This is a genomic window from Klebsiella sp. K5-306 (genome assembly GCF_051835185.1).
GTDB lineage: Bacteria > Pseudomonadota > Gammaproteobacteria > Enterobacterales > Enterobacteriaceae > Klebsiella > Klebsiella oxytoca.
In genome coordinates this window covers 274206-296885 of record NZ_JAIFJY010000002.1, presented here as the reverse complement: position 1 = coordinate 296885, position 22680 = coordinate 274206, and the positions used below count along the sequence as shown (strand labels likewise).

At 56.5% G+C, this 22680-nt stretch carries 20 protein-coding genes and 1 pseudogene; 3 read left to right on the top strand and 18 right to left on the bottom strand.

Annotation, left to right across the window (positions count from 1 at the left end):
• On the top strand, window positions 1-972 hold the full coding sequence (gene ghrB, locus K2184_RS05160; protein ID WP_016807724.1) for a glyoxylate/hydroxypyruvate reductase GhrB: 972 nt from the start codon (window positions 1-3) through the stop codon (window positions 970-972).
• Window positions 973-1029: 57 nt separating this feature from the next.
• Here ghrB and K2184_RS05155 read toward each other — a convergent pair whose 3' ends face one another.
• Window positions 1030-1740 (bottom strand): DUF3053 domain-containing protein, encoded by a 711-nt coding sequence (locus K2184_RS05155; protein WP_163524757.1) that lies wholly within the window; start codon window positions 1738-1740, stop codon window positions 1030-1032.
• A 633-nt stretch (window positions 1741-2373) separates the two neighbouring features.
• Between K2184_RS05155 and K2184_RS05150 the strand changes: the two genes are divergently transcribed.
• Both K2184_RS05150 and K2184_RS05145 read left to right on the top strand, forming a co-directional pair.
• On the top strand, window positions 2374-3732 hold the full coding sequence (locus K2184_RS05150) for an MFS transporter (RefSeq protein ID WP_004106772.1): 1359 nt from the start codon (window positions 2374-2376) through the stop codon (window positions 3730-3732).
• Between the two features lie 236 nt (window positions 3733-3968).
• Window positions 3969-4043: pseudogene (locus K2184_RS05145) on the top strand (HTH-type transcriptional regulator); the annotation flags it as partial.
• Window positions 4044-4338: 295 nt separating this feature from the next.
• Here K2184_RS05145 and K2184_RS05140 read toward each other — a convergent pair.
• The 17 genes from K2184_RS05140 to K2184_RS05060 all read right to left on the bottom strand — a co-directional run bounded on the left by K2184_RS05140 (window position 4339) and on the right by K2184_RS05060 (window position 22570).
• Window positions 4339-5067: a LamG domain-containing protein gene (locus K2184_RS05140; protein WP_230134072.1), complete on the bottom strand. Its 729-nt coding sequence runs from the start codon at window positions 5065-5067 to the stop codon at window positions 4339-4341.
• Window positions 5068-5077: 10 nt separating this feature from the next.
• The gene (locus K2184_RS05135) at window positions 5078-8098 is read right to left on the bottom strand and encodes a hypothetical protein (protein ID WP_315965853.1); all 3021 of its coding nucleotides are present in this window, start codon (window positions 8096-8098) and stop codon (window positions 5078-5080) included.
• Window positions 8067-8879 (bottom strand): hypothetical protein, encoded by an 813-nt coding sequence (locus tag K2184_RS05130; protein WP_275880917.1) that lies wholly within the window; start codon window positions 8877-8879, stop codon window positions 8067-8069. Before K2184_RS05130 ends, K2184_RS05135 begins: the two co-directional genes overlap by 32 nt.
• On the bottom strand, window positions 8876-11584 hold the full coding sequence (locus tag K2184_RS05125; protein ID WP_275880916.1) for a phage tail protein: 2709 nt from the start codon (window positions 11582-11584) through the stop codon (window positions 8876-8878). The genes K2184_RS05130 and K2184_RS05125 overlap by 4 nt, the downstream gene beginning before the upstream one ends.
• Complete coding sequence (locus K2184_RS05120; RefSeq protein WP_032742872.1) at window positions 11585-11788, bottom strand: hypothetical protein; 204 nt, start codon at window positions 11786-11788, stop codon at window positions 11585-11587. It abuts the gene before it with no gap.
• A gap of 12 nt (window positions 11789-11800) precedes the next feature.
• Complete coding sequence (locus K2184_RS05115) at window positions 11801-12034, bottom strand: hypothetical protein (RefSeq protein WP_025712855.1); 234 nt, start codon at window positions 12032-12034, stop codon at window positions 11801-11803.
• 12 nt (window positions 12035-12046) lie between these two features.
• Complete coding sequence (locus K2184_RS05110) at window positions 12047-12862, bottom strand: phage BR0599 family protein (protein ID WP_275880915.1); 816 nt, start codon at window positions 12860-12862, stop codon at window positions 12047-12049.
• Window positions 12849-14033 carry a hypothetical protein gene (locus K2184_RS05105; RefSeq protein ID WP_032742869.1) on the bottom strand — a complete coding sequence of 395 codons (1185 nt, stop codon included), beginning with the start codon at window positions 14031-14033 and terminating at the stop codon, window positions 12849-12851. Before K2184_RS05105 ends, K2184_RS05110 begins: the two co-directional genes overlap by 14 nt.
• Window positions 14030-17530: a phage tail length tape measure family protein gene (locus K2184_RS05100; protein ID WP_050597415.1), complete on the bottom strand. Its 3501-nt coding sequence runs from the start codon at window positions 17528-17530 to the stop codon at window positions 14030-14032. Before K2184_RS05100 ends, K2184_RS05105 begins: the two co-directional genes overlap by 4 nt.
• 160 nt (window positions 17531-17690) lie before the next feature.
• A complete protein-coding gene (locus K2184_RS05095) occupies window positions 17691-18173 on the bottom strand; it encodes a DUF6631 family protein (RefSeq protein ID WP_016808572.1) in 483 nt (160 codons plus the stop codon).
• Window positions 18170-18922, bottom strand: a complete 753-nt coding sequence (locus K2184_RS05090; RefSeq protein WP_016808573.1) for a hypothetical protein — start codon at window positions 18920-18922, stop codon at window positions 18170-18172. Before K2184_RS05090 ends, K2184_RS05095 begins: the two co-directional genes overlap by 4 nt.
• Window positions 18909-19112, bottom strand: a complete 204-nt coding sequence (locus K2184_RS05085; protein WP_016808574.1) for a DUF7210 family protein — start codon at window positions 19110-19112, stop codon at window positions 18909-18911. Before K2184_RS05085 ends, K2184_RS05090 begins: the two co-directional genes overlap by 14 nt.
• On the bottom strand, window positions 19100-19546 hold the full coding sequence (locus K2184_RS05080) for a phage tail terminator protein (protein ID WP_016808575.1): 447 nt from the start codon (window positions 19544-19546) through the stop codon (window positions 19100-19102). The genes K2184_RS05085 and K2184_RS05080 overlap by 13 nt, the downstream gene beginning before the upstream one ends.
• Window positions 19543-20067: a gp436 family protein gene (locus K2184_RS05075; RefSeq protein WP_064278151.1), complete on the bottom strand. Its 525-nt coding sequence runs from the start codon at window positions 20065-20067 to the stop codon at window positions 19543-19545. Before K2184_RS05075 ends, K2184_RS05080 begins: the two co-directional genes overlap by 4 nt.
• Before the next feature lie 13 nt (window positions 20068-20080).
• Window positions 20081-21010 (bottom strand): phage capsid protein, encoded by a 930-nt coding sequence (locus K2184_RS05070; protein WP_016808577.1) that lies wholly within the window; start codon window positions 21008-21010, stop codon window positions 20081-20083.
• A gap of 58 nt (window positions 21011-21068) precedes the next feature.
• Window positions 21069-21389 carry a hypothetical protein gene (locus tag K2184_RS05065; protein WP_275880914.1) on the bottom strand — a complete coding sequence of 107 codons (321 nt, stop codon included), beginning with the start codon at window positions 21387-21389 and terminating at the stop codon, window positions 21069-21071.
• Between the two features lie 56 nt (window positions 21390-21445).
• A complete protein-coding gene (locus K2184_RS05060; protein ID WP_040223814.1) occupies window positions 21446-22570 on the bottom strand; it encodes a hypothetical protein in 1125 nt (374 codons plus the stop codon).
• Window positions 22571-22680 lie beyond the last annotated feature (110 nt).

Here is a 22680-nt window from a genome sequence, read left to right as displayed (position 1 = left end):
ATGAAGCCGTCAGTTATTCTCTACAAAACGCTTCCCGACGACCTGCAACAGCGTCTGGAACAACACTTTACCGTCACTCAGGTGAAAAACCTGCGTCCGGAGACCGTTTCGCAGCACGCCGACGCGTTCGCTGAAGCGGTTGGCCTGCTGGGTTCCAGCGAAAAAGTCGATACCGCGTTACTGGAGAAAATGCCCAAGCTTCGTGCGACCTCGACCATTTCCGTCGGTTACGATAACTTCGACGTCGATGCGCTGAATGCGCGTAAGGTGCTGCTGATGCACACCCCGACCGTGCTGACCGAAACCGTCGCCGATACCGTAATGGCCCTGGTACTGAGCACCGCGCGTCGGGTGGTTGAGGTGGCCAACCGCGTGAAGGCCGGGGAGTGGACCAAAAGCATCGGTCCGGACTGGTTTGGCAACGATGTGCATCATAAAACCCTCGGCATCGTGGGTATGGGGCGTATCGGGATGGCGCTCGCCCAGCGCGCCCACGCGGGCTTCGGTATGCCGATTCTCTACAATGCCCGCCGCCAGCACCCGCAGGCGGAAGAGCGCTTTAACGCCCGCTATTGCGATCTCGATACCCTGCTGCAGGAAGCGGATTTTGTCTGCCTGATCCTACCGCTGACCGACGAGACTTATCATCTGTTCGGCAAAGAACAGTTCGCCAAAATGAAGTCCAGCGCCATCTTTATTAACGCCGGGCGCGGTCCGGTAGTGGACGAAAAGGCGCTGATTGCCGCGCTGCAGGAAGGGGTTATTCACGCCGCTGGACTGGACGTTTTCGAACAAGAGCCGCTGGCGAAAGACTCCCCGCTGCTGACTATGCCGAACGTTGTTGCCGTGCCGCATATTGGCTCCGCAACGCATGAAACCCGCTATAACATGGCGGCCTGCGCGGTGGATAACCTGATTGATGCTCTGAACGGTAAAGTGGAAAAGAACTGCGTGAATCCGCAGGTGAAGTGAGAAGGGGAAAAAGAAAACCCGGGCGAAGGTGAAGCCTTGCCCGGGCTATCAGAGCCATTAACGAGTCGCGTTAACAGCTGCCGTCCACGCCTGGTTGAAGGCCTGGTGCTGAGCGGCCAGCGGGCCAATCAGCGTATTGTACTGGCTGGCCTGCTGCGAAGTCGGGAACTGAATACCGTTCGCCGCAAAGCTAACCTGGGATTCTTGCTGAGCAATAAAATCGCCTAACTGCACCAGCTGCTGGGTAAAGACCTGAGCGGCCGGAATAAGCGGCTGTAGCGCATTCGCCGGCGCGGTCACGACTTTATTATACACCTGGTCGAAGACCGGCTTGAGATCGTCCCCCTGCTTCAGCGCGCCGTGAGCGGCATCCGCCTGCATTTTTGCATTCTCCAGCTGCTGGCTCAGTACGCCGAGGGCGCCGTTTGCCTGACGCAGCGGCTCGCGCTGGGTGACATAATCCTGCGGTACGCGGATCGCGTTTACGCTATCCACCACCGGACGCAAACCCGCATCCATCGCCTGGCTTACCTGCTGTGAATAGCCATAAATCACCGCATAATCGGAAACGAAAGGCCCAAACTGTTTTTTCTGATCGGCGGTCAGCGTCGGCAGACGTTCGCCGCTACGCATTGCCGTATTTTGCAGGAAATCGATGAACGCTTTGCGCTGATCGCCTTCTTTATCAAAACACCCACTCAGGCTAACCACCATTAACAGGGCCGCAATAGCCGCAAACCAGCGAGAGCAGGACTTTCCTGTCGCCATTTTTTTACTCCTTTCAGCCAAAAAAAGCGCAAACAGACACACACGTGCCAGACGCTGACAAGGATAGTCCAGGTCGGCCTTGCAGGATACCTTTTCCTCACAATCTTCCTCCCTGAAAGCCGGCTTTTTAGCGTTTTAGCGGCCAGTCGCGTCGGCTGTTAAGTTCATCACAATTACCGCTATCATCCGGCATTCGAGCGAAACGCTTAACTATTTGATTTTACTATTATTAAACTATTCTCTTTTCTGCCCACGTCGCAAAGTGGACGATAATCGCACGCTTCCCTTTTCGCCTGCATTGCCTGAACCGCCGTTCGATGATTTTATTAAATGAGCGATTAACGGCTCTTTGTTCGATAATCGCACAAACAACATCAACGACCGCGAGGGAGATAACAATAATCGATACCCCAAGTAATTCGAGTTGCGGGACAAAGCGGTTAACCGTTTTGAACAGCGCTTGCGCTGGCACCGTAAGGGGCGAGGCCTTAAGCCGCGTAACGCGGCAAGTGAGAGAGTCCCAGGCGCTTACTGGTGTAAGTGACTGGGGTGAACGAGCGAAGCCAACGCACAGGCAACTTGAAGTATGACGGGTATATCTCTGTCCCCCGCTCTGCCTGCCAGGAATGCCGCATGAAGAAAACAACCATCGATATTCAGGCTTTTATCAATGAACATCCCTTCACGAAATACCAGTGGATGATTCTGGCCTTATGTTTTATCACCGTCGCGATGGACGGATTCGATACCGCGATAATCGGCTTTATCGCCTCTGACCTGGTACAGGAATGGGGCGTCGAAAAATCGGCGTTAGGCCCGGTGATGAGCGCCGCCTTAGTCGGGCTCGCCGTCGGCGCGCTGACCGCCGGACCGCTCGCCGATCGCGTTGGGCGCAAAAAAGTTCTGATTTTGTCCATTGTGGTTTTCGGCGGCTTCAGCCTGCTGACCGCCTTTGCTACCAGCCTTAATCAGCTAACGCTGTTGCGTTTTCTCACCGGCCTTGGGCTGGGTGCCGCCATGCCGAACGCCGCGACGCTGATGAGCGAATATGCCCCTGAGCGCCGCAGAGCGCTAATGGTCAATCTGATGTTCGTTGGCTTTCCAATGGGCTCCTCGCTGGGCGGTTTTCTCTCCGCCTGGATGATCCCCCATTACGGCTGGCAAAGCGTGCTGGTGCTCGGTGGCGTAATGCCGCTGCTGCTGGCGGTCGTTTTGATCTTTTTTCTACCGGAATCCGCGCGCTATATGGTGGTCAAACGCCAGCCTGCGCAGCGTATCGCCGCGATCCTGCGCCGCATCGCACCTGTTCCTGAGCAGGCGGAATTTGAGCTACGCGAAGCGGGCCAGGTAAAAGAGAAATCGTCCATCGGCGTGATTTTTTCTCCGCGCTACGCCGTCGGCACCGTGATGCTTTGCCTGACCTACTTTATGGGCCTGCTGATCTTCTATTTACTGACCAGCTGGCTGCCGCTGCTCATCCGCGAAACCGGGGCGACGATGAGCCAGGCCTCCATTATCACCGCGCTGTTCCCGCTGGGTGGCGGCATTGGCGTACTCATTCTCGGCGCGCTGATGGATAAGCTCAATCCAAACAAAGTCGTGGCGGTAGGCTGGCTGCTGACGGGGGTCTTTGTTTGTCTGGTCGGTTTCTCAACCCATAACCTGCTGCTGATGGGGATTATGGTATTTATCGCCGGCAGCATTATGAACGGCGCGCAATCGTCGATGCCGGCGCTGGCTGCCGGCTTCTATCCCACTCAGGGACGCGCAACCGGCGTGGCCTGGATGCTGGGTATTGGCCGCTTTGGCGGCATTCTCGGGGCGTTTAGCGGCGCATTCCTGATGCAGGCCCAGCTCTCTTTCGAAACAATTTTCTCCCTGCTGGCTATCCCGGCATTTCTGTCGGCCATCGCCCTGCTGGTGAAATATAAGCTGGGTCAGCGGCAACCTGCGGCTGCGCCAGGCGAAGTGGAGAAGCTGCAAAAGGCGTAATACACCGGCCAGCGGGCGCGCGCTGGCCATTTCTGCTTTTCTTCTGACCTGTTTACAATAATTTGCTTAACTGCTCTCTCTATTACTTTTCAGCACCTTATAGCGTCTGCAACGGACCTGAAGAACCTCTGGTGATAAATAATTATCAGGGTAATCATTCCTGGGCTTTTTTTCCGACTATTCTTAAAAGGCTCTACATAATTCACCCTCCGCCGTATGAAAGAGAGGAGTCCTCAATGGAATATAAAGATCCTGCATTTGAACTGCTGAGCAACCTTGAACAAATTATTTTTAAAGATCAGGCTGATGCCGAGCGCGATAAATGAAGTGTAATGCGCGAGATAAATCAATGTGGATTTATTTTCAATATATAAAACGGAATTACAGATAAGGCATCAGCAGCGGTTCGATTAAATAATTATCGACTTATATGGAATCCGAAAGGAATGAATGCCAATATGAGCCAAAGCACCTCACCCGGAAAGTAATGCTGAAGGCAAGCGCCGATGATAATGGCATAAAAGTAAGACACTGATTTTTGTTCATACCAAGAAATCGTCATAATCCCCTCCATAAATGAACCACCACCCTTGCGGGTGGCAGCAGTCAGATAAGCCCGCGCTCCCGTAAAACATCCTGACCTACAACAACCATAGCTTCGCGCTGGGCCTGGGTAAATGCGCCGTCATACAGGGCAACAAATGCGATATCACCCAGCATCGAAGAGGTTGTTCTGCCTGTTGTATCGCCCCCTATAACTAATGGCGCTAACAGTGAGGCGTTCGCCGGAAAATCCGTTCCGATGCTTCCAAGCCGCACGCCCAGGTCACTGAACTGCACCCTCACATTATTGTTTGCCGGATCGAATATTCCTGATGCTACGTACCACGTGTTTACTTCGGGATTACTGACAGTGCCGTCACTCACGATGACGGTATTACCTGATGGGTAAGTGACGGACATGTAGAGGCCGTTATTGAAGTAAAGGTTAAATCCGCCACCTGCAACACGATTGCTGATGATATGTGTGTAGCGGCTCAGCGCAGATAATTTAAACGCGGTGACAAAAGACACTGCGCCCTGTCCTGATTTTGAAAAATCCGTTTTGGACGGAAGAGCGCCTTCGTCATAATGAAGGCCCCAGTCACGCACCTGGCCACCGCCCGGACTCACCGTATAGCCATGTCCGCTGTTATCCAGAGGATTGAGTAAATCAAAGCAGGCAAGCGTGGGTAGCGGCGACTGGCTTTCCAGTGCAGACGGCACGATGACATAGTCGTGATTCCAGTCAGTGACGGAGATAATCTGATTGCAAAAAATACGTGTTCCGGACATGAGTTAATCCTTAAATATTGGGTGAGTGCGCAGGGGTGCCCCGGTTCTCGTTGCCGGTGCCGTTAAGTATGCCGCTGTAAGTCGCTCCGTTCATCGGGTCAAACCAGTCACAGCCTGTTGCTCTGACATTCGAGGCATCAAAATAGAGCGTGCCGGTGGAGTCCGGAATAAGCTGAATATCAGCCCCTGTCACGCGACAGCGGTTTCCCGTATTGCCGATGCTGTAGCGGGCAAGTAATCCCCCGTGAATGTCAAATTCCGCTTTTACACCCGTCGCATTAATGATTGACGGATAGCAGTTACGCAGAGTGACTTTAGGTCGCCATGAATATTCGCTGGTCCGGTATGTCGCCCCGTCCACAACCGTATCCCATGCCGATGCCTCACCCGGCATATAGACTGTCGGGCTGGCGTTCTGAGCCACAACCGGATTATTGATGACGCTGACAACATCCACAGCGATGATGTCGGCGTTGGTGCCATTCGGGCGAAGCTTCACCCGACTGCCGAACGGGTTTTGCGCCATATCATCCCCGCAGCGGAAGACCGCCATCACCGCGTTTTTATCGTCCGGCACATGAATCGCCGTCATGTTCTCAACTTTTATCAGGCCCGGGAGGTACGTGCGATCGGCCGGGGTGTAGAGATTTTTAAGCGGCCGGCAGAATGAGAAAGCGAAATTATCCGGTAATATCGCCGACATTCCGTCCAGATCGAAAATGATGTTCCTGCCAATAACCGTATGCGGGTCTTTTGTGTCAATTCCGTAGTCGAAAGCCGTTCCGGCGTTCATGCGGACAACATCAAACGTAAAGGTGTTATTCCCTCCCCAGTTGACCGTGCGATCGAATCTGACCACGAGTCCATCAATGGACAGGTTACACTCGCAGTCTCCGGCATAATCTTCACGCATGTTGATGAAGTAGTTAAGGCGATCCTCCATCGTACCGCTCTGCGCTGTTGAGCCAGGGACAACGTCAAATTCAATGTTGCGCATTGAGAATACCCCGCCGCCCTGGAGATTCACCTGCTTCCCCTTGAAGCGGGTATTGTCGATAAAGACGTCATAGCCAAACGAGTGAAAATCAAACCGGTTCATGACGCTGCGATCGATAAAGAGGCGTTTCACACCGTGATGCCCCTGGAATCCCCAGCCATGCAGCCCGTAATAGCCGTCAACATGGACTTCAATGCTGTTACGAAAACAGATGACGTAGGCCCCGTTATTCGCGTTTGGCATACATTCAGCCGTAGCGTTGCGCAGGCGGAGATCGCAAACACCATAAGAGCTGATGGCCACCCGTGACTCAATGTTACCTGTCGCCCAGTTTTCCATTACCAGATCGCAAATGTTCACCTGCGACCGTTCAATCTGCATGTTGACGAACCGGCGGTCAGCACCCGCCTCGAAGAATGTTGGCGGGTAAAAGTTAAGCCAGGCGCTTTCTTTTGGCTGGATCCACGCCTCTGACACGGTACCTGCTGGCGTATTTTTCACAAACACGTCCGTTATCGCCCCGTTCCGTCCTATCCGGGTAAAATCCCGAAAATGAACGTGCTGACGGGGGTTACCGCGTCCGCCACTGCGGTACAGCTCCACTGCAGAAGAGATATACCCGAAATATCCCCCGCGATACTGATACAACTTAGGCATGGGAAGCCGCATACTGCCACGCCTGAGATAAGACGCGTAGGTGGTATTAAGCTCGTTCAGTTCCGAAGTCGTAAAGTCAATGCGGCTTTTTCCCTGGATGCGGTACATGTAAACCGGGTCCGGCGCGCCATCGTTAACACCGTCAACTTTACCCCAACGATTTTCTGCCAGACCACTTCGGTTACAGGTCACGACAGTACAGCCCGTCAGGTACGATGACGTGCGAACAATCACAGACTCGCCGATCCAGAGAAAGCGGCCAGCATTCTGCACAACCGGGATCGCATGCTTATTCGCAAAAGCATGGCAATTTATCATGGCCTGATCAGCGGCCGCCTGGTCGGCCAGTAGCGCCTGGGCAGAGGCTTCATTTCCCTGCATGGAAAGCAGGGCATATGACTGATAGGTGTCCTCCGGTATGCGGGGAGCGCCGAACATGTCGTAAGAAACGAAATCGCACTGTCGGACCCAGCGACGACCGTCAACACCGACCAGAACGCCACCACCGTCATCAGCGGAAGTCGTATCAGAAGCATCGGCAACGAACCTGCCGCCAATACGCTCACCCACAACATCACGAACCGTAGCGTCGCCAGTGTAGTTACGAATATCGTCATAACCCACTGCCGTGTCGCCAGGGGTAATGCCACCAGCCTGCCCGCCACCGCTGTCACTCCCGCCCCAGCCGACCTTTGTTCCATCTTCTTTCACTCCTGCGATAACCAGCCCGTTTTTCGCATAAATTAAGAATAACCAACCCTCGGGCGCATTATTATCGAGGATATTACCGCTGAAATTCAGACCGGAATCCCCGGTTAATAAGCGGGCGATTAAACTTAATGAGGTTTCGCCATTATCGTCATCGATTTTAAAGGGGCGGAGGCCATTACGTGACACGATGTCAAGCAGAGCATCAGGCGACTCCTGAATCGGTGCAACACGTAATTCCAGAGCATTAATTAATGCAATTAGGGCCTCAATGGCCCCCTGACCGGGTAATTTTGCAACTTCAACCGCTACACCTGAATTATTCAGGTAATAGATAAATGAGGAATCGGCATCAGAACCCTGGGCCACTCGGAATTGTTTTCCATCAGGGGTGCCTGCAAGTCCGGCTATCGTTCCATCGGGATCATCTGATGATGTATAGAATGTATATTCACGATAATCAGGAATAGATAAGAGATTACTCTTGAGCCATTGGGTTCTGTTAGCAAGCTGCTCAGCCTGTACGTTTGATGGTCCACCACCGGGAACATTTTCTTGTTTACCGAGCACGGGGGTCTCATCAGTGAGCTGATAAATTCCATCGGCCCAGACAGGACTTTCCTGCAAATTAGACATATTACTTACCTCGGTATTGATATTGACCGTCATACTTAGCCCGCCCGTTATATGTCAGGGGTGACTGCGGTGGTTGAGTTGATTGAGAGTTAACTACCTGTAGTTTGCCGAAATAGCTGAAGACCGATTCGGTCTGTTGATTAAAGTCGGGAAGAATTAACGAGGTCATTTCCATGCCTGTCATGTCATTCCCGCTGCTAATCATTTCTAATGCAGCCAGAGGGTCAACAGAGACCCGATACAGCACTAACAGTACAGGTGCTGAGTCTTCTGCAAGATTTACACCCTGAAAGCGTAAATAAAACTCCTGCATTTTCGCTGAGAAAAACGGTAACCACTGGTTAAACAAATGCTCGTAAGCAACAACAAGACCTGTCGACTCAGGAGACACCAGAAATTCAATCGTGCCGAACTTGCGGTCAACAACATAATCTGTATCTCGCTCCAGTCCGTTAATACTGACGTTAAAAACCGTGGTGTGGGGAAGTGCGATAATATCCCCTTTAACAATTCCATCAGGTAATGAGAACTGTTCATTAATAGCAAACGGTTCATCGACCGGTTGAGCACCCAATAACAACGCCAGATTTTCTACCGAGAAATTATGCCAGGTTGAACTGATTGAACCGCTGGCCCCGGTAATGATCCTCTGATTCTGATAGAGCTGCCCGCCGCGTGATGCTTTTGTTATTTGTTGCTCATACGAAAACGCTATTTTCAATGATGAAACATCACCGACCCAACGGAATGCACGTTTATTATCTCTCGGAGCCAGGAACACCTTACCCTGACCATAATAATAGTTTTCCCTCATGGTCCGATACTCCGTTCAGTCAGTTTCAGGGAGATTATGCCCTCGTTCAAAACGGGACTGCCTGTCGTGAAAATAGTGATATCCATTTCTGCGAGATAAATACCGGCGTCCCATTCGATATCCGCTGCCGCCCCGGTTGCAGAATCCAGCAGCAACGCAGAGGCATCGCCTTCCAGCGCCAGCACGGTCAGTGGACCGCTGGTTTCCGTCCATTGCGCGATGGCCAGCACTGGATGGGTGCCGAACGTCCACGGCGACGTCGGCCAGGTACCGGCTGGCCATTCAATATCATCGGCAGGAATGGAAAGACCGCTGGCCAGCAGGTCGGGTGGGTACCAGGCAGTAATTGCGGCGGCATCGGCAATGGCATGCAGCTCCGGCACTGCACCGGAAGTGGTATCTTCCGGCGTTGCCGTGGCCCAGTCGTTACCACCAATAATAGTCAGGGACAGAGTGACGGTGATCGGGAACGCCTTATAACGACCTGAAGGCAGTCCCGTCCGGAATGTATAAAGCGACATCAGTCCATCACTGCGGCTCTGCAGCGTCAGAGTATGCACATCAGCACCATCGCCGCCGGTGACATAGGGGATCGGAATGCTGGCGTCACTGGTGACCAACGACCAGACCTCGCTACCAGTGCTCTGAGCAATCAGTTTCACCACATACTCTGTACCGGGTTCGGGGCCGATGCTGTTTTCGGTACAGTCAATCAGGCGGTCGGCCTGCAGCAGGCGGTCACGATGGGAGAATGCCAGCGTAAAAGTATCGGCGGTGGCCACGGCCTCAGGGTACAGGACCCCATTCACGCGAATATTCCCGGGCAGATACGGTCTGGCCTGACGCCCGGTCATGGTCAGCGCAGCCACCGGAGCGGCAGATTCTGCCAGCGTCTCCGTGCTGGTCCGGGTGAGCAAACGTGCCTCCACCGTTTCACCGGACAGGTATTCCAGTCCGTCCGAATCCAGCGCATCCTGATACGCCCAGCACCTGTCCCCTGCAAAGTGCCCTGACGGCAGGGAGTCCATGCAACCACGTCCGACGGTGAGAGTGCCTGCAGGAATATCGACCGCGTCAACACGCATGATTTCATCATTAATCATCAGACCTTCACCAACGGTCGGGAAGATGGCCATGCTGACATGCAGGACGGTATCGAGTCGACCGACTGGAGCCGTCAGCGTTCCTGATGGTGTCCAGTCACCCTGGCCACGGTCGGCGAACGTGGCTCCCGCTGCGCGGGTCTGCAGCAGATAGTTGATGCTGAGTGAGGTTGGTGCGATGGCCATCACGCCAGGATAGCCGGATTCAGGTTTCAGATAGTTCAGCTCAGCCTCGCTGAGGGTCCCGGCCAGAACAGCATAAGGCAGCTCAATCAGCCGCTGGATGGTGACAGGTCGGGCGGATTTATCCGGCGGTGTCCAGCCACTGTCCTGTTGTCCGGAGCTGTAAGAGGTGGATGGGAGGCCAAAAACATCCTGAACAACAGTCAGCGTCAGGACGCCGGTATCGCTTTCCTCAATTTTCCCCACGCGCAGCACCATATTGTCGATATTGCGGTCGGGCAACTGGACACGGAAAACATCACCCGGGCGCAGAATACCCCCGCGTCGGTCGAACTGGATGACCAGACGGGTCAGTTCAGACTGGGCCGTTTCCAGGTCTCGCTGGGCTACGCGGGCGGCAAGTGAATGTGTGGGGATCGCTTTGTACTCGACCGAACTGCTGTTGAGTCCGGTATTCTGTATCGCCCCGAGGTTCTGCGCCCGGACCTCACCATCGGCATTTGTGACGGGGTCATTCCAGGTCACGACAATTTCATTCGGGTTCGACGTGGTACTGGCGCTGTCATCATCCTGAACAGCAATAATGCCGTTATCGTAGGTGAAGAGCGGCAGGTCATCGACACTGTAATCCCCGCGCAGCAGCTTCAGGGTCAGTTTGCCGGTTTCGAGGTCGGCATACTGTACCGCGCCGACATGATCGAGTACCTGCTGAACGAACGTATCCAGCCCGTCCTGACGGTTATAGCGGAAGCACAGGCCAAAACCTTCTTCATACAACGTATCAGCAGCAGCGCGATAACTGTCGAGGTTCAGGTCATCGGCGAGTGTCAGCTGACGTCCCCAGTCGCGATTAGTGGCACATTCCACCAGGATGTGAGCCGGGTTCATGGCATGAATGGCCCGCAGATTGGCAATCTGGTCCGGCAGCAGATCGCTCTCGTCATCCAGCTGGCCCTCGGTATTCTCAAGCATGATGGTGGCTTTCTCCGGGTACCAGACATCACCGTCCCAGCCTTTCGTGGTGCGGCGAACGCGGTATAACCACGGTTTGGGGCTGGCGCTGTAGCAACTGACCAGACCACTGAAGAAGGTGGTCACCACGCCACGAAATCCCGGCACCAGTCCTGTCAACAACTTCAGGAGCGATGCCGATGGAACCTGATCCGGTTCGCCCATCATGATATCGAGCTGACCCTGTATGCCTCCCTCACCACCGGTATCGTCGCCGCCGAAGAGGCCGGGTTTGTCGATGTACACCGAGGTGCTGGATGAAATCTGCCCCGACGTACCGGCAAAGACCGTCTTTTTATCTGCCATGATCGACACAATTTCGTTAACCGGACCGCGCCCCAGCCCCGCCTGTACATCCCAGGAATAGCGATAGCCTACGGTGACTTTTTTTGAACCTTTACCGCCCATTTATGCTCCCGCTTCTTTCTGAGTCTGTTGCGCCAGTTCGACGATCTGAATCGCCAGCGCGTCGCCGGTTCCGGCCAGCAGTTCTGAGTCAATCCCGCCGTCACGAATGAACGCCTGCAGGTCGAGGTTATAGCGGGCAAAAAAGGTCCGCAGCCCCCATGCACAGCCACCACCGGCGCGAATATGCTCCATCGTTATCAACATGTTCACCTCCGGTTATTTTTTGATGGCCTGATAACGATAATTGCCGTACCCGAGGACGAACCAGTCAGCCGTCCAGCAGTCACCAAAGAAGACGCACTGCGGGGTGCCCTCATCGGGCATAGGCATATTCCAGTCATCCTCAGTGGCTGCTTCCGGCGTGGAGTTTTTCTGCTTCGGCGCTAATGCGGTATTGATCACATATGATGCAATCAGAACCGCTACGAATTTAGCTACAGCCCACCACATGGCGTACCCCTCCTAAAACAGTTTGATAATGGTGTACGGCGACTTACCGGGCATATGCGGCTGGCCACCATAGTTCAGATGATTGGCAAACTTGCTGTCGCAGGTCGCAATCGTGCGGTCGCAGCCCGGGTAAAGCGTGACGGACTGCCCGACCTGCAGACCGGTTGTGCCGCCAAAAAGATGCAGCGTGTTACCATCCTGGGCCCGCAGACCACGCAGCTCGGTATAGCCGTTGCGGTCAAATTCAATGTAACCGCCCGAGAACCAGTCACCGGCCAGCCCGGCTGGCAGACTGGCGGTGATGGATGAGCCATCGAGAGCGGTGACCACCACACCGCTGACCGCAAACCGGAGCGGGTCAACACGGCAGTTATGATCGTAAAGCGCATACGGGCACTGACGTCCCCATGTCAGACGGAGTCCGACCCGTGAGAACGTGCTGGCCAGACTGATGGTGATCAACTTGCAGGACTCAATCTGCTCGCGTTTGACGCTGCTGATCTCCCCAATCCAGACGACCCGAAACTCGCCGGAGGCATCCGTCGCGTGCCAGCGCATCACCCGGACTCTGACGGCGCGCGAAGGCGGCGTGGCACGAAACAGCAGCGCCACCGGATTGCTGGCCGGAACGGTGATATCCATCCCGTCACCGCTACCGGAACTGAGGCCGCTGTTGCTGATGGCCTGCGCCTCCCAGACCTGACCAGCAAAATCAATATCTTTGTCGGCGTTGCAGTAACGCCAGAACAGGCTGTCACCCAGCCGAAACTCATACAGCGTCAGCGGCTGGCCATCGGCGACGGAATATTCAAAATCACTCCAGCTCATCACGTACTCCGGTAAAAGTGGTGGCGACCCGGGCCACGCCGTCGGCGTCGGTCGCATGCTCCCAGGACACAGTGTCGGAGTCCTGGCGGGCCAGGGTCATCAGGGAAATGGCAACAATCTGGTTCTGGCCCACAGTGATGGCGTCGCCATCGAGCGCAAGACGTTCCACACCGCTGACCAGACTGACAGCGGTGATGCGGCGGTAATGCCGGGTGCCATCTGCCAGCAGAATGCAGATATCGCGGCGACCCGGGCGGATGCCCAGTTCGGTAAAGCCCGCCTCAACAACATCAACAGAATTGCCGCTGATGGCGGACGTCGGGGAAAAGTCCAGCGTCTGACCCGGTACCCATATCGGGCGCTGACGCCCCCTGAGGTACCACAGAAGCTGACGCAGGGATGTTTGCGCCGGACGGTTAGCGGTGAACCAGTTATGCGTCTGCCGCCAGAACGGGCGACCGGCAGTATCCAGTCGGTAAGGAATACTGCTGCTGTTGTCCAGCTCACGAATCAGGGGCTGATAGCTGCCGCTGACCGATTCGCCCCAGTCGGTTTCGGACTCAAGCACCGGGTGGCCACGGTACTGTGTGAGCACCGGCGCATCACTTAAGGCATTGTGCTCTGCGATGCGGAAGCGCACCTGCGCGGTCGTCGCGGTATCGGTGATACGTGACAGCGACGGCGGCTCCGTCAGCACTGCCGGGCGTACCGGATAAACCAGCGAGCCCGCAGGCCAATTGTCGGTCAGCGGGGAGACCAGTTGCAGGGTATCTCCGGTCATACCGGCGACGGTGGCCATCCGGCTGGTTGCATCAGGAGATTCATCGGTTTTCAGCAACACTGTTCCGCCGACGGTAAAGTCACGTCCGCCGGTCGGAATGGAGAGCGCGGTCGCGCTACTGGATAGCGCTGCCGGCAGCGCATAAACATCCGGATAAACCGGCATGGCCCAGGTACCCGCGCAACCTTGCCACAACATATTTTCAAAACGCTGACGACCCGTGTCGTGTACCAGCGTCGTGAACTCGAACGTCCGGCGCGGCGAAAGTCGGCGGGAAATTCGTTGCTCAGCGCCGGTTGGCGACTGCAGCACATCGGTCTTCCACTCCAGCGTCTCAGTCACGCCACGGGACCAGTCGGGGTCAGCCAGCCAGGGAAATAACGTCGTCATTTATTCAGCCCCAGCCATTGTTTCAGGGTCGGCACCTGCGCCTTGAGCGACGTGGTGAACTGGCGCTGGCCAGCCAGCGTCTGCGCTCCGGCGGTATAAACCTCGGACGGGTCCAGCACCAGTTGCTGCTGCAGGCTGATGGGCTGCTGCGACGCAGCGGCGGGTGTGGCCATCGCGGTTTCAGGCACGGAGGTCGGGACCGGCATATTCTGCGCGGGGATGCCCGCCAGACCTCCTGTGGCATGACGAACGCGGGGCAACCAGCCCTGCACTGCAGCCATACCGTGGCGGTTGAACGCGTGCAGGAAGTCCAGCGCACCGGGCTGCTGAACCACAGCGGCGCGGGTCACAAATTCCTGGTCCGAGAGCATCGCCGGAATGGAATCCGAGGTGGTGCTGCCCGGACCGCGAACCTGACCACCATCAGCCGCAAAAACGCTGGCCAGCAAACCGCCCATGCCACCTGAAGAGCCAACCAGACTGGAGGTGGCCATCTGCGCCAGCTGCTGTGCCGCCAGCTGTGCCATGCTGTTAATGATGGTGAGGGCGAGGTTTTTCACCGCATCACGCAGGTTCATGGTGCCTTTGGCCAGCCCCATCAGAGAGCTTTCGATACCGCTCTGCAGACCGTCGCGGAATGCCTGAGTCAGCTCATTCCCCGCCTGATTCAGCTTGCCGAGCTCTTCTTCGAGCTGGCGGATCATCTCCCGGATTTTGTCACCGGCTTCACCGGGGGCGGTGGCCATCTCTTTCAGCTGCGGGAGGTAGCCCTTGATTTTGTCGCCAACTTCCTGGTGAAGCTGGACGAGGCGCTGCCGCCCCTGAATCTCATTAAGCAAGCCACCCTGAACCTGCGCCTGAATGCTGGTTTCCTGCTGGGACTGCCAGGTGAACAGGTCGTCGAGCTGCTTTTTAAGGTCATCGACGCGGATTTTGGTTTCCGCGACCGGCAACAGCTTATCGAGCCAGTTCAGCCCCTCTGTGTTACCGCTGGCTTCAAACTCGCGGCGCAGGTCAGATACGCGGTTCTGCAGCTCGAGCATCGATGCGCCAGCGGTGTCGCCGGTATCGCGCATGTACTCCAGCTGCAGCTGGAGGTTCTGCCCCTTAAACTCCTGGGCGGTGATGGCGGCGTTGGCTGCTTCCGCCTGGCGACGTTGCTCGGCGGTCAGGTTGCGGGTGGCAATCTCCTGGGCGCGGGTCGCTGCGGCACCCTGAGTGCGTTTTGCGGCCTGATCCTCAAGCTGTTTAACGAAATTTTTGTTGGAGGTTTCCTGCTGTTTGGCGAGGGACTGACCTTCTTTTGTCGCCTTATTGGCCGCGTTGGCCGCGTCAATTTTTTTGGCCAGCGCCCGGGCTTCATCCTGCTGGGCTTTGGTCGCACTTGAGAGCGTGCCATTGCGGATTTCAGCCTCGACGCGGTCCAGCTCGGTGATGGCTTTTTTCTGGTTCAGTGTCTGCTGCAGCTGTTTGTTGTACTGCTCCGCCTTCTGACCGGATTTATCCAGCGCTTTTGTGTCGGTATCCCACTGACCGCCGGAAAAGTTTTTACCGTCGGTGGATGTGACGCCACGGGACTGAAGCATGTCCCGACCGCTGGCGCTCTTCCACAACGTTTCATAGTTCTTACGGGTTTCTTCTACCGCGTCGGCTTCTTTTTCAAGCTCGGAGCGGTTGCCTTTCCAGAGTTTCTGGAGTTTCTCGGCTGCAGCAATGCTCTCGGCATCGGTTTGTTTGCGCTTTGCTTCGGCTGCAATGGCTTTTTCTTCAGCCTGTTGCTTTTCCTTCAGTGCAGCCAGATCCTCTTTGTATCGCTTCACTGACTCCTGGTATTCTCGAGGCTGCATGGCAACCTCAGTATCACTACCCGCAGCTGCAATTTTGGCTTCTAATTCCTTAATTTTATCTGTCAGTTCGTCAGCCGGAGCATCCAGACCAAGAGCACCACCGGCTTTATCTTTAAACGATTCCCATGCGCCAGTTGCCGCAATTTTTACATTATTCCATGCTCTCGCCGCCCGGTTGAGCTGTTGCTCCATTGTGCGAAGGCGTTCTTCGCTCGCCTTCTTAAATGCCTGAGAGGCCAGCTCAATCGCTTCTTCTTTTCGCCCCTGATCTTCCAGGCTCAGGATTCGCTGATAGGTCTCCAGATCGAGAAAATGATACTGCTGGTTGGTATTGGCGGCCCACGTGGTTGCACTGTCGCTCATCTTCAGGAAGTTCGACACGACCTGATCCGCCGAGTCGCCGGACAGTTCCGCCATCAACGTCGCAGCCTGGGCCACTGAGGTCAGCGTTTCGCCAGTAAACCGACCACTGCTGACCAGCCCATTCAGGATATCGCGCACCTGACTGTAATTACCGCGCAACTGGCCACCCTGCTGCGCCATCTGCTCCAGTTCGCCGGAGGTCACACCGGCATAGTTGCCGGTTTTCTGGATCGAGCGGTTGAATTCATCCTGGTCATTCATCGCCGAAACGGCCGCAATGCCCGCAGCAGCAACAATACCAGCCAGCCCTCCCATCGCTAAACGGGCGGGGGTGATGATACTCAGAAGCGCTTTAAAGGTGTTGCCCACGCCCCCAAATGAGTCCTTGATTTGCCCGCCTTGCTGAATGGCCACGAGCCAGACCGGCATTCCGCTGGCCAGCGAGGTGACGACGTCGGTTATCTGCATCGGCAGGTATCGCATGGCCTGAGCATACTGACCGGCGCTGATACCGCCTTTACTCATGGCGGCATTCTGGTCGGTAATCTTCTGGATAAAGGGGGCAGCTTCTGCCGAAATGCCAAGCTGTGCCGCTTTATACTGCAGCAGCTCGGCGGTGGTCAGGTTCATGGTCTCGGCCTGCTCGCGCAGCCGGTTGATGAACTGTTCTTTGGTGGCTGCAGCCTGTGCTTCAGCCTGTGCGGCTTCCCGGGCTGCAGCCGCTTCCTTGCGCCCGGCATCGGTCGCGGCATGAGCGGATTTTTCCACCTGCAGGCGCAGTTCGTTCAGGCGTGAGGAGTACTGCTCGAAATCATCATCGCCGACGAGACCCGCGCCACGGAATGCACTCAGTTGCTCCTGCATGTCATCCAGTCGGCCATAGGCGGCGACGACCGGATCGATACGGTTGACCAGGGCGGTCAGCGCAGCACGCTGGGCATCAATATCTGCCGTGGTGCCGTCCATACCATTCTGGAGCGAGCCCATCTCAGCCCGGGTGCGGGCGATAGCTGCCTGATAACCGGCATAATCTGTCGCCGCCTGCTGGGCCGCATCGCCGGTCTGTGACGCAGCGGCGGCGGCGCTCTGTTCTGCCTGAGCATGGCTACGTGCTGATTCGGCGACGCTATCCTGTGCCCGGGCAGTGGTACTGAGTTTCTGCGAGCTGGTTGTTGCTGCAGAGCCAACGTCTTCCACATCTCCGGCCAGCCCCTGCAGGGCACGGCTGGCATCCGCGAGGTCGGCGCGGATTTTCAGCATTAAATTGAGGGTGGAGTTATCGGCCATGACGCACCTGTATATAAAGGAAGAAAAAGCCCCGATCAGGATTTCAGGGCATTCACCCGCTGAGTGGCGGTATTGCCACCGGCAAATGCAGCATTGACGTCAAATACGCGGTCAATGCACGCCTGCCGGTGTTGCCGTAGCGCTTCGCTGTAATACAGCGTCAACTGGCGGAGGGTGTAGGTTCCGAGCCTGCCCGGGTCGTGTCCGGCCCGGATGAGGGTTGCGAAGATGCTGCCGAAGCCGACAATTTCGCCCGTGTTGCCCTGATGGTTTCCAGCCGGACGACAGCGTTCATAAAAAAACGGCGGTTCTGGGTCCACCACCAGTCAATCAGGCTCTGGCCCTCACCGGCGGGCAGCAGCGCCACCCACTGAACGGGCTGGTCCACAGAACAGGCGATGAGTTCAGGGATATCACCGGCATGCTTTCGCAGCACGGCTTCAATCTCTTCAATCAGGGGCCACGGTGTCTGCATGACCTCCGCCAGACTGTGGGTGAGCGCATCCAGTTTGTCGCCCAACTGCAGCATATCCACCAGGGTGTATTCGCGGATAACCAGCCCCCGGCCCGCAATGGTGATATTGCGGGTCGAGAGCAGCACGCTCAGCTCATCTTCGGTATCGGCGGGTTTCTGCTTGCTCATGCGACAGGCTCCGCAACATCAATGACGCGGCCAAAGCGACCGATGGTCGGGTCGTCCGGACGGGCATTGTCGTACAGCACGGTGGAGGTGGTCTCCAGCCCGGCCAGCGAGGTGTCGCCCTGAATCAGCGCCAGCGCTGAGGCCGGGGAGAAGGAGATTTTGTAAAGCTCCAGAATCTTTGCCGCACCGCCTTCGGCAAGGTTGATCCCCTCGAAACGCAGGTAAAAATCTTCCGGCTGCTGCGTGAACAGCGTGGTGTTGACCGAACCTGCATACTTATAATTCACGGACGGTGCCGTTGCCTGATCGGTCAGGAAGGTGATCGCCCCGTAGGTGTAATCCACTTCGTAGTCGGTCCCTTCCACCAGGGTACCGATAACCACGTCACTGACGCGCTGATGGTCCAGAATGTAGCGTTCACCCGCCACAATACCTGCCGGAAGAAGTTCGCCGGTGATGGTGCCTGCGGGGATCACAACCTGCTCACCGTACAGCACCACGGCCAGATTCTCCGGGGCCAGATCGTGCCAGGTTGACGTCAGCGTACCGTCCTGGTTGGTGACAAAGCTGCGCACCGTGCCCCGGCGTCCGGAATAACTCTCTTTGTGGTTAAGACGCTCAACCGTCAGCGCCAGCGATAAGGCCGACACATCGCCAACCCAGCGGAATGCACCGGGCTTCCCGTTAGCCAGACGACGGGCCAGAAAAACTTTCCCCTGGCCGTAGTAGTAGGTTTCAAGCTGTGCCATTGTCTTCCGGCTCCTGTTGTTTGCTTTTGCCACGGTTGCCCTGAGTGTCGCTGACGACCGGAGTGGCAACCCCGATAAGTTGATGGTCCCGGAGCCAGACTTCTTCGGCTTCGGTCACGGTGATGCTTTCACCGGCTGCAAAGCGCTTACCCTGATGGGTATGCGGCTGCAGGAGTTTTACGTCGGGCATCGTCTGCCTCCGATAACATGATTGACCTGGAAGGTATCCATCCAGAGCAGGGTACCGCCGTCATAGTCCAGAATGTCGCCCTTGAGCCACTGGATACCGGTGGTTGCGAGCTTGCCGGGGACCCAGCCAATCAGCTGGTCGCGTATCTGACCGACCAGCGGGCTGATTTCATGGGTCAGACCGTCGGCACCCTGACCATAGTTGCGCACGGCAACGGCCACGCCGAAGACCGCCTCGGCAACCTGTGCCCGGCTCCCGTTCCCCGGAACACCGCGCTCAGGCCCCATCAGCACATACGCCCCGGGGACCGCAAAACCGGATAACTCCGTTACCTGGCTGTATTCGACGATGGTGCCAAGGAAGCTCAGCGGGGACGGCGTCAGTGGCTGCAGGCGCTCGACGATCAGACTGATGGAAAACGGTTCGCTGCTCATTTTCCGAAATCCCTCAGTGAGTCCATGCTGAACGTGCGACCGGGGCCATCCACCATCGGCGGACCGCCAGCGGGTTTCTGCGTATCGGTTGCGCCGAGGCTGAATTTGCCGTTGGCCAGTTGCTCCATCAGCTTCATCGCATCGCGGTAATCACGGACAATCGGGTCTGTCCGTTCATCAGAAATACGATGCTGATGGAGCTTGTAGCGCACAACGGAGCGGCTCCAGCTGCTCAGGATCGGGTGGACCTTCACCAGCGGCAGGGTGTAACCACGCTGGCGGAGATAACCGTCAATCAGGTTCTGGGCTTCTTCCACCGCACCGCCAATGCGCTCCACCACCTCAAGGGCCACCGCCACTTCAGCAGGAGGCCATGACGTGGTCTCTTCCCCACGCAATACCGCATCCAGCAGCTCCGGTCGGGCCGGAGGCTTACCCGGAAGCTGAGTCACCTGAGACAGTTCGACCGCGCCCGGGCGGTCAGCCAGTTCAGCAAGGGAGATATACCAGGTCACGGCCATCACTCGCCTCCGCTTATGCCGATACGGCATTCTGGAAGAAGTAGCCACAGTCCTGAGCCACAATCAGCTCGCGCACGGACTCACCGACACGGACGCGCTGGCCACCGCGCATCCCCATGTCCGGATCAGGAATGGAGCCGGAGACACGGGAGCCAAACTGCGCAGTAAAGCCGAAGGTCACGCCACCCTGGGTATCGGCCAGCAGATTACGGTAGATAAAGGCGGCATGGTTCGCCCAGGCACGCACCAGTACCGGCTTCTGGCCCGGTCGGGCGATATTGACGAACGCCGATCCGACGACGATTTCGTCGAGTTCCAGCAGGCCGCGAAGGAAGTCCAGCGGTACCAGGCCATCTTCACCCAGTGTGCCGTTATAGGCTTTCACGACCGACGGGTTCTGACGCAGGGCTGTTGCCGTAGAGCGTCCCAGTACTGCCACGTTCGGGCGCATGATCATCTTGTCGAGCGCAGTGACAATTTTCTTAATCGGTTTGCTCGCGTCGTTGTCCCACTGGTCAGCAGCAGCCAGGTTTTCTTTATTACCCGCAGGGTAATTGGCCGCGTTAAACACCTCTTTACTGGTGCGAACTTCGCGGTCGAGCATGATGATATCGGACACGCGCTCGGTCGCACGGCCCAGCGGATCGTAATTGGCCGGAGCATTGTCGATATCGGACTGCGGAACCGGTGCATCAAGGGCGTAATCGTTGGTCGAGGAGGTCTCATCCTCTGCATCAAACTCAATCTGATTGGGTTGTGACGTCCGTCCGACGGTGGTGGTCGGTACGGTGAAGCCCTGACCGAGATCGAACTTCCACCATTTAAACTCGGCTTTCCCCACCGGCACTCGCGGTAACACGCTGTCGGCAATGAGGGAGAGGTTACGGTACCCGATGGCAATCGCCGTCAGGTGGGGGTCAATCGGAAACGGTGCTTTGGCCATTCTGAATTACTCCGGAAAAATAAGATGAAAAATTCTGTTGTTACCCTTGGAGCTGCTGTCAACCGCCACCGGCTGCAGCAGCGGCCAGTTGACCCGGTGCAATCCAGACAGAGCCGAGATCGTCTTCGGCACCGTCATACTCCGCAAAGCCGAGATAGAACTGACCCGCTGTAGCCGGAATTGCACGGCCGTCAGCATCAGCCGTCAGCGGGTCACCGGCGACAACATCACCACCATAGATGACCGGGGTCAGCTGGCTGCGAACCACATCGGCGGGTTCCCCGACACTGGCAGCAACGAGGGTGGTGACACCGATAATCAGCTTGCTGCCATCGACGGCCAGAGTGATTTCGTCCGGCACCGTTCCATGCGTGACCATACGACGCGCAGCCAGTGCCACTTCTGCCTTATGGCAGGTGATCAGACCCGGAATATTCATTGCTGGGCTCCTTTCTTCACGTGGTTAACGGCGTCCGTCATGGAGATGGTGCGACCCTGTTTAGCCTGCTCTGCCTGATAGTTCTGTGCGGCAGTGGCCAGCGCGGAAGCATCGGCAAAATCGACAGGATCATCAGTCGTGCCGGTTTTTTCGCTGAAATTCACGACGGCAGGTTTAGTGCTGAGGATCTCGCGTAGCAGCGCCTCCGGCGACTGACTGATAGTCGTCTCCCCTTCAGAGAAAGAGAGCGGCTCCTGAGACAGGTTCATCAGCACTTCGACAATGGCTGTTTTCTGGCGCGGAAGAATGCTACCGCCCTTAACCAGACCATCGGCAAACGCCACTGTGGCAGTGCGTTTTTCCTCCAGTTGTCGGGTACGGACAACTTCCTCGTCTGCAGCCAGTTTGGCTTCACGTGCTGCCAGCGCGGCTTCACGCTCGGCGAAATCCGTCGCCGTACTGGGGGTCTTTTTGTTCGGGTCCACATTGGTCTCCTCGGCATATGCCAGTGGTGAAATTGACTTACGTTCATCGGTGGCCGAGTCCAGAATCGACTGGATACGCCACTGAGGAATGATGGAATCGGCCTGCTCGATGGTTGTCTCCTGAATCACCCAGTCGCGAATCGACTGAAACAGGCTGGCCAGATTGTCGGCTTCCCACGGCAACGCGAACTCCAGCGGGCCGTTATCGCCGCTGGCCTCTGCGAACTGCGCATCAGGGAGCCCTTTGACGCCAGGAGGGACGGCCCCCAGAAAACCCACGTGCCGGGCATAGAAATGACCGGGTTTCGGGTTGCCGGGGCTGTCAGGCTGATAAATAGAGAGGGAGCGTTTTTTGTAGCTGCCCGCGTTGAAGGCTTCCGCAAAGGCCGGATTCACCTGACGCGGCGCGGCATAGACGATGCCATCACGGTACTCAAGGCGTTCCGCCCAGCCATACGCCGGAGCGGTCAGGCTCGGGTGGCCGATGACAAATGGTGCTTCCGATACTAAAGGGTCGTAGCTGTTGGCCAGATCAATGCAGTCTTCAGGGGTGAACGTGATGGTCCGTCCATCCATCGCGGTGTGGGTGCCGGGGGCAAAAACCGCAAGTGTTGCTTTAGCTGTGCTCGTCGTCATGGCTGTCGTCATTCTGGTTGTCAGGGGTTATGGCGACATCATGACGAAACGTGCTCAGGGGGTAATCTGCCCACGGACAGATAAAAACGGGACGGAAGGTAAAACTGAGG

Coding starts and splice junctions, on each gene's coding strand:
- ghrB (WP_016807724.1), top strand. CDS start 1: ATGAAGCCGTCAGTTATTCTCTACAAAACGCTTCCCGACGACCTGCAA.
- K2184_RS05155 (WP_163524757.1), bottom strand. CDS start 1,740: ATGGCGACAGGAAAGTCCTGCTCTCGCTGGTTTGCGGCTATTGCGGCC.
- K2184_RS05150 (WP_004106772.1), top strand. CDS start 2,374: ATGAAGAAAACAACCATCGATATTCAGGCTTTTATCAATGAACATCCC.
- K2184_RS05140 (WP_230134072.1), bottom strand. CDS start 5,067: ATGTCCGGAACACGTATTTTTTGCAATCAGATTATCTCCGTCACTGAC.
- K2184_RS05135 (WP_315965853.1), bottom strand. CDS start 8,098: ATGACGGTCAATATCAATACCGAGGTAAGTAATATGTCTAATTTGCAG.
- K2184_RS05130 (WP_275880917.1), bottom strand. CDS start 8,879: ATGAGGGAAAACTATTATTATGGTCAGGGTAAGGTGTTCCTGGCTCCG.
- K2184_RS05125 (WP_275880916.1), bottom strand. CDS start 11,584: ATGGGCGGTAAAGGTTCAAAAAAAGTCACCGTAGGCTATCGCTATTCC.
- K2184_RS05120 (WP_032742872.1), bottom strand. CDS start 11,788: ATGTTGATAACGATGGAGCATATTCGCGCCGGTGGTGGCTGTGCATGG.
- K2184_RS05115 (WP_025712855.1), bottom strand. CDS start 12,034: ATGTGGTGGGCTGTAGCTAAATTCGTAGCGGTTCTGATTGCATCATAT.
- K2184_RS05110 (WP_275880915.1), bottom strand. CDS start 12,862: ATGAGCTGGAGTGATTTTGAATATTCCGTCGCCGATGGCCAGCCGCTG.
- K2184_RS05105 (WP_032742869.1), bottom strand. CDS start 14,033: ATGACGACGTTATTTCCCTGGCTGGCTGACCCCGACTGGTCCCGTGGC.
- K2184_RS05100 (WP_050597415.1), bottom strand. CDS start 17,530: ATGGCCGATAACTCCACCCTCAATTTAATGCTGAAAATCCGCGCCGAC.
- K2184_RS05095 (WP_016808572.1), bottom strand. CDS start 18,173: ATGAGCAAGCAGAAACCCGCCGATACCGAAGATGAGCTGAGCGTGCTG.
- K2184_RS05090 (WP_016808573.1), bottom strand. CDS start 18,922: ATGGCACAGCTTGAAACCTACTACTACGGCCAGGGGAAAGTTTTTCTG.
- K2184_RS05085 (WP_016808574.1), bottom strand. CDS start 19,112: ATGCCCGACGTAAAACTCCTGCAGCCGCATACCCATCAGGGTAAGCGC.
- K2184_RS05080 (WP_016808575.1), bottom strand. CDS start 19,546: ATGAGCAGCGAACCGTTTTCCATCAGTCTGATCGTCGAGCGCCTGCAG.
- K2184_RS05075 (WP_064278151.1), bottom strand. CDS start 20,067: ATGGCCGTGACCTGGTATATCTCCCTTGCTGAACTGGCTGACCGCCCG.
- K2184_RS05070 (WP_016808577.1), bottom strand. CDS start 21,010: ATGGCCAAAGCACCGTTTCCGATTGACCCCCACCTGACGGCGATTGCC.
- K2184_RS05065 (WP_275880914.1), bottom strand. CDS start 21,389: ATGGTCACGCATGGAACGGTGCCGGACGAAATCACTCTGGCCGTCGAT.
- K2184_RS05060 (WP_040223814.1), bottom strand. CDS start 22,570: ATGACGACGAGCACAGCTAAAGCAACACTTGCGGTTTTTGCCCCCGGC.